The sequence below is a fragment of the Pseudomonas sp. JL27(2026) genome (assembly GCF_056933555.1).
In genome coordinates this window covers 2765252-2776877 of sequence record NZ_CM167794.1, presented here as the reverse complement: position 1 = coordinate 2776877, position 11626 = coordinate 2765252, and the positions used below count along the sequence as shown (strand labels likewise).

The following is an 11626-nucleotide window of genomic DNA, read 5'->3' as shown; positions in this document are numbered from 1 at the left end:
TAGATAGACTCAATGCGCTTCAGGCAATAAGCTGGGGGGCTATCGGTGGAAACATCTTGTAAGTGTGACCACCGTCAAAACTGGTCGTAATCGACACATTGAACTGCTGGTCAAGTTCTAATCTTTCCAGAAAAGCCCTGGGCAGGGTTGCCTGTAACTCTCCCAGTTCGTTCTCTGTATCAGTGACCACTTCCGCATCACCTGTACGCACATCAAAAGTTTCCTCTCCACCGACTGAAAGAAGGCCTTTGACTTGAATCATCACTCTTTGACCGGTCGACATGTAAGGCCATGAACTTAATTTAAAAACCACACCGTTCGTTGCGCCGGCCAAAGAGACTCTATTGCCAGGTGATTCTGGCGAACTGATTTGCAGAGTCGGCCAACCTGATGTTATGTCTTGGATCTCCAGATCAAAAATCATCGACCGTTTCCCCGGCGGAGTGACCTTGTAAGACACTGCCAGACGTTTGCCCATGTTCGCCGGTATGGCGGCTGGGGGTATGTAAAAGCGTCTCGCATCATTCGCGGTGGGATCAGCAACATGACTGCCGTTACTACCGTAGCCCTCCCAGTGCATCTGGACCTTATCGTCCACACCGATATTGGCTTCGTCCGGCACCTTGATATAGACGCCTCCCGTGATCCCACCGGCCAGCAAATAACCTTTACCTTCACCCTCCGGTGTCACCTTTTCAACAATGGGCAGCGGTAGATAAAGGGGTTTGCGCAACGTCAATGCCAACGGCCTGGATGTACCTGCTTTACCCACCCGGGCGTACTGGTACATCAAACTGATATCCTTGCCGTTATTGGCCGCCAACCATGGATAATCCAGTCGAAATTCAAGAATTTCACTGTCAAGTGTCGAGGGGTCGACCCGTAACGACTTGATTAGCGTGCTATCGCCCGAGGCATACACCACCACGTCATCGCCCACCTGGATATCGGAGTACAGCGGAATCGTCAGCGGGAGGCCGTCAAGATAAGCATCGGGGTCGAGCTCATCACCGTCGGTAAAAGCCTTGATTTCAGGCGCGGGAAGCAAGGTGTCCGGTGGCTTGATGACATGCACGGTTTGCGTGGCCGACTCGCTGTCCACGGTCGGTGTGGCATACACGACGCGATAGCTCATGTGCGCAAAGCCATCTTCAATGACCACAAATTCGTTTCTCGATATCAGCCACGTCAGAGGTCTACCGATATCGCCCTCTTCCAGGTTCTTCGTGTAGGTGAGCGGCTCCCATGGGTCGCCTTCCCCGAAGTACATGTCCAGGATGAGAGTCACCTTGTCCCCCACCGACATGGCCTGATAGGGCAGCGTCACTACGGTGACTCCCCCTACCCCAATCCCGCTCAGATCCACGGCAAGAGCGTGGGACTCCTTAAGCTGAGCAGCAGGCAGCAACAGCGGGGCCGTCGACCGTTTGCCCACATAGAAAAACCGCCGCAGTGACTCCTCGCCTCGGCCATCCGGCACATTGGGATCATTCATCCTGTACGAATAAAACACCCAGCCCTTATCCAGGGTTTTGAGTTTGTCGTTGGAAATGGGCACAAGCACGCCCTGCGGTTGCAGGTCACCAGGCCCTATCTGGATCAGGTTGTTAAAATCATCGACGGCCTCACCCTGCTCAGTGCACCCCCACCAGGCAGGCCAGAATTCGTCGCCTAGCGCTATCCCTGGATAGTTCACCCAGGTTTCAAGGTCTTTGTTTCCCAAATCATCAAGATCAACAACGTTATCAGCCCCCAAGGCGGGAACTGTCGGAGCGGGTAGCGTAGCAGCCATCATTTCTACTCCTCTTACTTGCAAGCGTTGATGTCAGCTAACTGGCCGTGGCATCAATCACATTGACAATCATGGATGGCTACGTTTTACGCCTTGATTTTCGATCTGCCCACTATCAGAACTGATAGGTCCCCCAGCGCTATTGACCTGTTATTGTTTTATCAAGCACATGTATTCACCCACTGAATACAGATAAACATCAGGATCACAGAGCAATTATTTATTGGCGTTTTACTGTGGGTCATCGGTAGCCACTGACGTCGTTGATATCAGTCTGAGTGCCGTTGGCCTTTTTCTTTTCTTGCCCGACAAAGAGGTTCATATCCATGACTGCTACCTCCTCTGTGCACTCCAACGCACTTAACTTCATGAGTTCCCTGCAAAACGGCGTTGATCCACGCACCGGTCTTTACACAATATCGATTAACTTGCCGGAGATTATGACCAATGATTTACGCGGCCCGGGCTTCGGCCTGGGTTTGAGCTACAGTCCGCTCAATGCTCTGGACACTGGCTATGGGCTGGGCTGGAACCTGCAACTGTCGCAATACAACCCCAGCAGTAAGGTCCTGTCGTTGAGCACTGGCGAAACCTTCAAGGTCACTGGCAGCGCCGGCATGCAGTTGGTGATGCAGGAAAAGAAACTCGACAGCTTCCATTTCTACGAGATGGATAACGACTATTACCGGGTGGTGCACAAGTCGGGCATGGTCGAGATCCTCAAGGTGTTCGGCAGCAGCCAGAATCGGGTGGCCCTGCCCGTCGAGATTCATTCGCCTGTTGGGCATAAGATCACGCTCAATCATGTCCCCTTCAGCGGCTCGCACCAGATCCTGGACTGGATCAAGGATGACTCGGGCCAGACCCTATTGTCGCTCAAGCGCGAAAGCTCGTCGGTCGAGCTGCTGCTGCAACCTTTTGCCGGCCCGGATGGCGGGCCGCTGGCACGCTTTGTCATGATCCTGGGGAGTTCCAGCAAAACTGTCGATGAGATCGTCCTGCCTACCGGTAACGACGCGTCCTGGCGCTTCGGCTATACGCTTAAACAGGATCAGTTGTGCATCAGCTCGGTGGAAACCCCCACCGGTGGCCGTGAGGAAATCTTCTATAAAGACCTTGGTCATCAGTTCCCGGCAGGCAGCGGTCAAACGCCGCTGCCCCGGGTGACCGACCACTACATTTATCCTGGCGCCGAACAACCGATGATTCAGGTCGGTTACACCTACCCGGGGGAAAAAAACTTTGTGGGCTTCGGACTTCGTCTAGTTTGGGACAACGGGGGCCTGGACAACCTCTATAAGCACATTGGCAACTATGAGTATCAGTGTGTTGAAACGCTCTACATCACAGATGAACCCACCGAAGCAGTACCCAAACCGGAACCTTCACCTGTACGAACCATCGAACGCACGTTCAACCAGTTCCACCTGATGACCCGTGAAACGACGACGCAGAACAACAACGTCCAGACTGTCGAGACCACGTTTTACTTGACCGAGAACGCCCCGTTCGAGCAACAACCCAAATACTGCCAGTTGCCCAAGGAGGTCAAAACCAGCTGGTCGCTGCGTAACAACCCGACCCGCTACCGCGCAGAAACCGTCAGCAGCACCTACGACACCTCCGGCAACCTGCTGACGCAGACCCAGGCCAATGGCGTGGTCGAAACCAGCACCTGGTACCCCGCCGCCGACGTCAATGACTTTGTGCGCTACGTCAAGGACCGCACCGTCACCCCGGCCGCGTCAGCCAATGGCAAAGCGCCAACGCTGTGCACCCGTTATACCTACAAGGCCTTGCCAGCGCTGACCGGCAGCCTGTTGGCAGAGTGGCGCGCCCCCGAAAGCGCGACCCTGGTGCAACTGGAGACCAGCGGTGAGACCGAACTGCAACGCACGGTTTATACGTACTTCAACCTGCCGGACGATGCGTTCCTGCATGGTCGCGTCGAGCGTCAGGCAGCGACCCTGGCGGGTATGTCCAGCTTCATCGATTACAAATACGAGAAGTTCGATAGCCCTCAACTCAAAGTGCCCGTGCAGGAAACCACGGAAACGGTGAGCACAGGCTTCGATGACGTCAGCAAGGCCATCACCCGGCAACATTCGTTGCTCACGTCACAGGAACTGTTAAGCCTGCTAGACGGTGTGGAAACACGCTACATCTATGACGCCTTGAATCGGCTCAAAGAAGAAATCGTGGCGCTCGGAACCCCCTACGAAGCCCGCCGCCACTATCAATACACCCTTAGTGCCGGCACCGGACATACCCCCGAGCAAATCAGCATCAACGCCAGGCAAGTCAAGACGCGCACCGTTCTCGACGGACTCGGCCGGCCGATTTTCGAAGAGCGTGACCACGTCGACAGTGGCAACCCGAACCGAACCCGGCAAACCAATGCGGCCGTCTACAACGCGTGGGGGGACCTGGTGGAGCAGACCGTATACGACTGGTATGACGGGAAGGCACTGGCGCTGACCTCCCGCTTCAAGTATGACGACTGGGCGCAGCAATGCACGGTTATCAACCCGGATGGTACCGAAGAACACCAGACCATCGACCCGATCGGGACGCCGGAGTTCGATGGCACGGTTGTGCGCAGTTGGCGTCAAAGCGCCGGGCCTGCTCCCCTCACCAGCGGCCTTAGCGAGACCTGGCTTAACCGGTTTGGCAAGCCTGTAAAGACCCGGATGCTGGACGCAAAAGACCAGGAAATATCAAACCAAACCTACAAGTACGACGGTTTGGGTCGTTGCACCGAACAGACCGCCCCGTACAACCGGACCACCCAATTCTCCTATGACGCCTGGTCACGCCTGATCAGCAGCACCCTGCCCGACGCCAGCATCGTCAAACGCGAGTACGCCGCGCACAGCGCCTCGGAACTGCCGGTGGCGTTGAACGTGAGCCGCGATGGAGAAAACTTCACCCTCGTGGGCACGCAGGTGTTCGATGGCCTCGAACGCCTGACCGCACTCACCACTGGCCAGCGCACAGAACATTACGCCTACGAAGGCGGGCAAATGCAGGTCCGCACCAGGACCACGCCCGCAAACCAGTCCATCACCTACGACTACAACCTGGCCCTGACTGAACAACCGGTTGGCAGCCAGGCGCCGGACGAAACCGCTACATTTACCTATGACACGACCAGTGCGCGCCTGACCGAGACGCAGAATGAGCAAGGAACAAGGGGGTACGACTACAACGCCGCCAACCAGTTGCTCAGCGAACGCTGGGTCGACAAGCAAGAAAAAGCCTGGCACACCCTTTACTCGAGTTCCATGCTAGGTCGACTGCTGACCCGGACCGATTTGAAACACGAAGGTAGCGATGGGCTGGACACCGTTCATCATTACGACGACCTCGGACGGCTGGAACGTACCGTTCAAGGTCAGCTTGAGGCCTTGTTCGAGTACGACAACCTGGGTCAACTCACCAAGACCACCACTAGAGACCTGGCTGCCGACAGTGCGCTGATCAGCGAACTGAAGTATGACGATCAAGGGCGGGAAGTCCTGCGGACCCTGACGCTGGATCAGCAGACGCCACGCACTCAGGAGCAGACGTGGCGCCCCGACGGTCTGTTGGAAAGTCGGCATCTGAAGCTGGGCGCGGTCAGCCTGCTGAAAGAAAGTTTCGATTACGATTTCCGTGGCCGTCTCGCCAGCCACGAGTGCTCGGGCAGTTCCCTGCCCAGGGATAGCGAAAACCGGGAGATCGTAGAGCAGATTTTTACCTTCGATGCGCTGGATAGAATCACTCTGACAGTGACGAAATTCGCGGACCAGACAAAAGAACGAGCCAATTTTCTCTATGTGAGTCATGACCCTTTTTTGCTGGAAAAAGTGACTTACAGCCCGCCCAGAGTAACGGGCGATCCAGCATTCACCTACGACGCCAACGGCAATCAGTTCAATGATGAGCGTGGTCAACGCCTGATTTATGACAGTCAAAATCGCCTGCTGCGTGTCGAGACAGCCGATGGCCAAGTCGTTAATCAATACCGCTATGACTCTCACGATCATCTGGTCAACTCAAAACAGGGCGTCCAGAGTGAAGCCTTGCGGTTTTATCAGGGCCAGCAACTGAGCGCTGTCGTTCAAGATGACAGCAAGACCCTGCTCCTCTACCTCCAGGACCAACCGCTGGGGCAGCAACAAGCCGGGGACAATGCCAAGACCTTGCTCTTGATGACCGACGCGAATCACAGCGTTGTCGGTGAAAGCCAGCAGCGCGATCTGCGCACGGCCGTCTACAGCGCCTACGGCGAACGCCACAGCGATGACATACTGCAGAGTTTGCTGGCGTTCAACGGCGAAGTACTTGATCAAGCCAGTGGCTGGTACCTGCTGGGCCGGGGTTACCGGGCTTACAACCCGAGCTTGATGCGCTTCCACAGTCCGGACTCGCTCAGCCCGTTCGGTAGCGGCGGCGTGAACCCCTACGCCTATTGCCTGGGCAACCCGATCGCTTTGCGCGACCCCACCGGGCATGAGGCGATTGGCTGGAGTGGCAGGCTGCGGCGCCCGGATGAAGACAGCGTACCGCAGGGGGGAGGTTCAGGGTGGGAGTCCTGGATTGGTGTAGCGGTGGGCGCCATCTTTGTCGTAATCGGTGCTGTTACATTTGTCGGCTCGCTCGGCACTGCGACACCGTTATCCCTTTTTCTGATCGGACTGGGGACCGGTCTCTCCGCTGGCTCGACTATCGCCAGCGCGGTAGCCGCCGCGGACGATAACGAGGAGGCCGCCAGGTGGGGTATGTATTTGGGGTACGCTGCGATGGCGGCATCAGTGCCCTTTATCGCCCAGGGTGTTTATAAGGGGGTGACAAACTTGATCGCAGCAAGAGCTGCAAACTCGGCGTGGAAGGAGATGTTAGCTAATATCCCAAGGTATTTAGCGAAGAGTCGCGAACCGCAACTAACTAGCGCTGTTGGTAAAGGTAATTTCGACTCTGGGGTTGGTCGGTTCGCACTACCGCGAGATTACAAAATCCCAAGGATCAAGGGCGATTTTCATCCAACAACCGGGACTGGGAATCCGGTACCTTCCAGTATCGTCCCCCCTCCTGCTGCGTCTATTCAAGCTGCTGCACCCATTCAAGCTGCGGCGAGTGGTGCTGGTCGGCCAGCCATATCTGGTACTGAACTAGTGGGCGGGGCAAGTGAACTGAAGAGTGCTAAACCGCGTGCACCTAACGCTCCACTCCCATTCTTGGATCAGATCCAATTAGTGGCCGATAAAATCAGTGCTGGGATGTCAAAGAACGATGCTGTCAGAGCTGCAAACGCCGAGTCTAGTTCGTCCGCCGTAATCAGAAGCAACTTCAAAAGAAGTGAACATCACAACATACGCAACTAAGTTTCGTCCAAAAGCCTTGGCAACTAGAGAAAACACCCTCTAGTTGCCAAATCAAACTTATTACCTGCACGTAAAAAATCATCATCCCAAGAAACTTCTGACATCTATTCCCCCTCACATTGACCCATCCCCTTTCAGTCATTTAAAAATCAATATACGAAGCATCAGCAGTCACTCTCAAGAAACTGCAATGCAGATCAGCATTACGACCATCTTACATCCAGTCAAGATCGCGAAAACTCCTACACCTCACGTCTATAAATCAACAGCATCAACTACTTTTTTTTACCTGAAAACCCCTCTAGACTCCCGCCCCGTCATGACACCGAATCACAACTTACCAACCCGCTCAGCGCAATCAATTACATAAACACACTATGTAACACGAGCACTAAATCAAACTAAGGATTCATCATGAAAAAACATTTACTCGCACTTTCTCTTGGACTTACTGCAGCACTTTCCGGCACTTCAGTGTATGCCAACACCGGCACCATCAACTTCGAAGGCCAGATCACCAGCAGCACCTGCCCGATTGAAGTCATCAACCCGGAGGATGGCTCGAATGGCGGCCTGGTGAAAATGGGCAGTATCGAAGCGAGCCGCTTCACCGCCGCTAACCAGGAATACAGGGGCAAGAGCTTTGCCTTGCGTGTGACAGCCAGTACCGCCTGCGGCTTTGACCCAGCCAACAACACCGCCACCGTCACGTTCAACGGCACCGCTGATACTTCCGGTGACTACTTCGCGGTCACTCCCACCGCCGATGGCGCCAGAAACGTTTCGATTTCGCTGCGCGATAAAAGCGGCGTATCGGTCAAGCCAGGCACAGCGTCCGCCGACTATGACCTGGCAGCTAGCGGCACCACCGACATGCTTTTCAACGCCTACTACCGCTCCACCGCCATCCCAGTGACAGCCGGCGTGGCTTCGGCCGACGTCCAGTTCATCGTCGCCATCAACTGATAGCCACCCTGCCCGCCTTGAACACGACGCTGATCGCGTCGTGTTCAAGTGGCATTTCGATACGTCCGGGGGCATCTTGCTCACCCGGGCGTATGAGGTAGACCCCCATGTTCGGCTTGCCCCAGCAGCCCACTCTTTCCCGGCGTGCCTTGGGCGTCTGCATGACTCTGTTCATGCTGACCCTGCATGCCCCCGTCACCCAGGCGGCGTTGACGATCGGCGCCACGCGCGTGGTGTTCGGCAGCGACAAGCGCAGCACCTCGGTGATTGTCGCCAACCCCAGCAACCGGCCCTTTGCGGTGCAAACCTGGGTCAACACCGCCAGCGACGATAACACCACCGCCGTGCCGTTCATCCCTTCTCCACCCTTGTTTCGCCTCAACCCGGGCAAGGAACAGCACGTACAGATCAACGGTTTACCCAACACACTGCCTACCGATCGCGAGTCGCTGTTCTATTTCAATGTGCAGGAAATTCCGCAAGTCGAAGCCAATGACGGCAATGTTCTGAATATTGCGCTGCGCACCCGCATCAAACTGTTCTATCGCCCCTTCCAGCTCAAGGACAACCCCGTGACGCGCCTGAAAGACCTCCAATGGTCGATCAAGGACATTGGCGGCCAGCCGCACCTGACAGTGACTAACCCGACCCCGTTTCACGTGTCTTTTATCCGGCTTGAAGTGGCGGGCAACGGCCAGAGCCAAAGTGTTCAGAACGCCGCCATGGTCGAGCCACTCAACAGTCAGACCTATGCCCTGAACGGGGTCAAATCCAGTCGAAACTTACAGGTCGTGTTCTCGGCTATCAACGACTATGGCGGCTACAGCGTGCCATTGACCGTGCCGATTCAACTGGCCCCTTGAGGCAGTGCCCCTGCACTAACTGCCAGGAAAAATAACCATGACTTCATTACCCGACCACGGGCCCGTGGCGGTGCCTGCGCGTCTGCGTTTTGCGCAATTGCTCTTCATTGGCGGCAGCGGCGCCCTCCTGTTTGAAATCAAACCGGCGCAGGCCTCCTACCCCCTTGAATTCCAGAGCGGCTTCATGCGTCAGAGCCCGGTGCATGCCAGCGACGCCGGCGCCCTGGCCCTGCGCGCCCTGGCCAACAGCCAGGACCTGGGGCCGGGTCGTTACTCGGTCGAGATACAGATCAACCTGCGCTATTTCGACCAGCGCGAGATTGCATTCGAACCCGGCCTCAACGAGAACCGCCTGCTGCCTTGCCTGTCGCCCGAGCTACTCGAAGAACTGGGTGTGCGGCTCGACAGCCTGGCCGATCCCTCTTTATTACGAGGTCCTTGCGTGGACCTGTTCGCACTGATCCCCGGAGCCGAGATCGACTTCGACGCCGGCAAGCTGCTGCTGGCAATCTCTATTCCGCAAATCGCCATGCGCCGCGATGTCATCGGTCGCGTCGACCCCGAACGCTGGGACTACGGCATCAACGCTGCCTTTGTCAATTACCAGGTCTCGGCGCAGCAAGGTTCCAGCCGTTATGGTGGCAAGAACAACAGTGATGACCTGTATCTGAACAGTGGAATCAACCTCGGCGCCTGGCGTTTACGCAGCAACCAGTCGATGCGTCAGGACGAAGATGGCAAACGCAACTGGACCCGGGCCTACACCTATGCGCAACGGGATCTGCCCGGTACCCATGCCAACCTGACGCTGGGCGAGACCTTTACCGGCGGCGATGTTTTTCGCAGCGTGCCGATCAAGGGCGCGCTGATCAACTCGGACGTGGGCATGTTGCCGGACGCCTTGCAAGGCTATGCACCGCTCATCCGCGGCGTAGCGCAAACCCGCGCCAAACTGGAGGTCATGCAGAACGGTTACCCGATCTATTCCACCTACGTCAGCCCAGGCCCCTATGAAATCGATGATCTGAGCACCATTGGTGGCAGCGGTGAACTGGAAATTGTCCTGACCGAAGCTGACGGTCAGGTTCGACGGTTTACCCAGCCCTACGCCACCATTGGCAACCTGCTGCGTGAAGGCGTATGGCGCTACAGCGGCGCAGTGGGTCGTTACAACGCCACGGGCGACCTCGATGACCCGCTGTTCTGGCAGGGCACCCTGGCCATGGGAACGGTCTGGGACTCCACACTGTATGGCGGCCTGATGGCCAGTGACTTCTATCGTGCCGGCACCCTGGGCATTGCCCGGGATCTGGGAACGATTGGCGCACTGGCTCTTGACGTCACACGATCCAGCGCTGACCTCGACCTCCATGACGAGCTATCTGTTCAAGGCATGAGCTATGCCGTGAAATACGGCAAGTCCTTTGCGACCAGAACCAATCTGCGTTTCGCCGGTTACCGCTATTCGACCGAAGGTTATCGGGATTTCGATGAGGCCGTGCGCCAACGCAGCAGCAGCTCGACCTTCCACGGCAGCCGACGCAGCCGCCTGGAAACCTCGATCTATCAGCATATCGGTACCCGTAGCGCGGTGAGCCTGACCCTCTCCCATCAGGATTACTGGCGCAGCCAGTACCAACAACGCCAATTCCAGTTCAACTTCAATACCCAACTCCAGGGTGTGAGTTACAACCTGTATGCCTCACAGTCTCTGAGCGACGCCCGTGGCAGCGATCGCCTGTTGGGCCTGAGCGCGTCGCTGCCCCTTGATTTCGGCCATTCCACTACCGCGACCTTTGATGTCCAGAGTAACCGCGACCGCTACAGCCAGCGAGCCAGCCTCGGTGGCAGTGCCGACGAAAACCGGCTCAATTACCGCGTCAGCCTGAGCAACGATGAAGACCGCCAGCAAGCGGCAACACTCTCGGTCGGCTACCAGGCCCCCTTCGCCAGTGTCGGTGCGGGGCTGACCCAAGGCCGGGACTACCGTAGCGCTTCAGTCAATGCCAGCGGTGCCGTGCTGTTGCACGCAAACGGTATCGAGTTGGGACCTTACCTGGGCGAAACCAGCGCACTGATCGAGGTGCCGGACATTGCGGGGATTGGCGTCATGAATGCAACAGGCGTGAAGACCAACGAGCGCGGATACGCCCTGGTTCCTCATTTACAGCCTTATCGGATCAATCAGGTCGTGTTGCAAACCGACGAATTGGGCCCCGAAGTGGAAATCGATAATGGCACCACCCAGGTCGTGCCCAGGCGCGGCGCGGTGGTCAAGGCCAACTTCCCGGCACGCTCGGTCAAGCGTCTGGTCATTACCGGTCGTACGACCGAGGGTCAGCCATTGCCTTTCGGCGCTCAGGTCAGCGACAGCGAAGGAGCCGTCATGGGGGTCGTCGGCCAGGCCGGGCAGGTCATGCTTTCCACCGGTGCCGAACCACAGACACTCGACGTACGCTGGGGAGACCAGACCGAGCCGCAGTGTCGGCTGAGCATCGACCCCGGCAACATGGAGCAGGCTCAGGGCTATCGATTGCAGGAACTGACATGCCTCTGATCAAACCCAAGGCAGCGGATCTCAACGACTGCCCCCCGAGGAGAAATACAATGAAATCTTCGATGCACCATTTGCTGCGGGG

At 56.8% G+C, this 11626-nt stretch carries 5 protein-coding genes; 4 read left to right on the top strand and 1 reads right to left on the bottom strand.

Features of this window, described 5'->3' with window-relative positions:
- Nucleotides 1-19: 19 nt before the first annotated feature.
- Entirely contained in the window at nt 20-1795 is a 1776-nt protein-coding gene (locus AC1Z1G_RS12620; protein WP_483627386.1) for a hypothetical protein, read from the bottom strand.
- A 323-nt stretch (nt 1796-2118) separates the two neighbouring features.
- Here AC1Z1G_RS12620 and AC1Z1G_RS12615 point away from each other — a divergent pair, with 323 nt between their 5' ends.
- The 4 genes from AC1Z1G_RS12615 to AC1Z1G_RS12600 all read left to right on the top strand — a co-directional run bounded on the left by AC1Z1G_RS12615 (nt 2119) and on the right by AC1Z1G_RS12600 (nt 11544).
- Entirely contained in the window at nt 2119-7158 is a 5040-nt protein-coding gene (locus AC1Z1G_RS12615; RefSeq protein ID WP_483627384.1) for an RHS repeat domain-containing protein, read from the top strand.
- 414 nt (nt 7159-7572) lie between these two features.
- Nucleotides 7573-8124 (top strand): fimbrial protein, encoded by a 552-nt coding sequence (locus AC1Z1G_RS12610; protein WP_483627382.1) that lies wholly within the window; start codon nt 7573-7575, stop codon nt 8122-8124.
- A gap of 107 nt (nt 8125-8231) precedes the next feature.
- Nucleotides 8232-8987, top strand: a complete 756-nt coding sequence (locus AC1Z1G_RS12605; RefSeq protein ID WP_483627380.1) for a fimbrial biogenesis chaperone — start codon at nt 8232-8234, stop codon at nt 8985-8987.
- 37 nt (nt 8988-9024) lie between these two features.
- Nucleotides 9025-11544 carry a fimbria/pilus outer membrane usher protein gene (locus AC1Z1G_RS12600; RefSeq protein WP_483627378.1) on the top strand — a complete coding sequence of 840 codons (2520 nt, stop codon included), beginning with the start codon at nt 9025-9027 and terminating at the stop codon, nt 11542-11544.
- Nucleotides 11545-11626: the final 82 nt, after the last annotated feature.

Bases quoted from the DNA above. Each gene is read 5' to 3' on its own strand.
- AC1Z1G_RS12620 (WP_483627386.1), bottom strand. From the start codon at position 1,795: ATGATGGCTGCTACGCTACCCGCTCCGACAGTTCCCGCCTTGGGGGCT.
- AC1Z1G_RS12615 (WP_483627384.1), top strand. From the start codon at position 2,119: ATGACTGCTACCTCCTCTGTGCACTCCAACGCACTTAACTTCATGAGT.
- AC1Z1G_RS12610 (WP_483627382.1), top strand. From the start codon at position 7,573: ATGAAAAAACATTTACTCGCACTTTCTCTTGGACTTACTGCAGCACTT.
- AC1Z1G_RS12605 (WP_483627380.1), top strand. From the start codon at position 8,232: ATGTTCGGCTTGCCCCAGCAGCCCACTCTTTCCCGGCGTGCCTTGGGC.
- AC1Z1G_RS12600 (WP_483627378.1), top strand. From the start codon at position 9,025: ATGACTTCATTACCCGACCACGGGCCCGTGGCGGTGCCTGCGCGTCTG.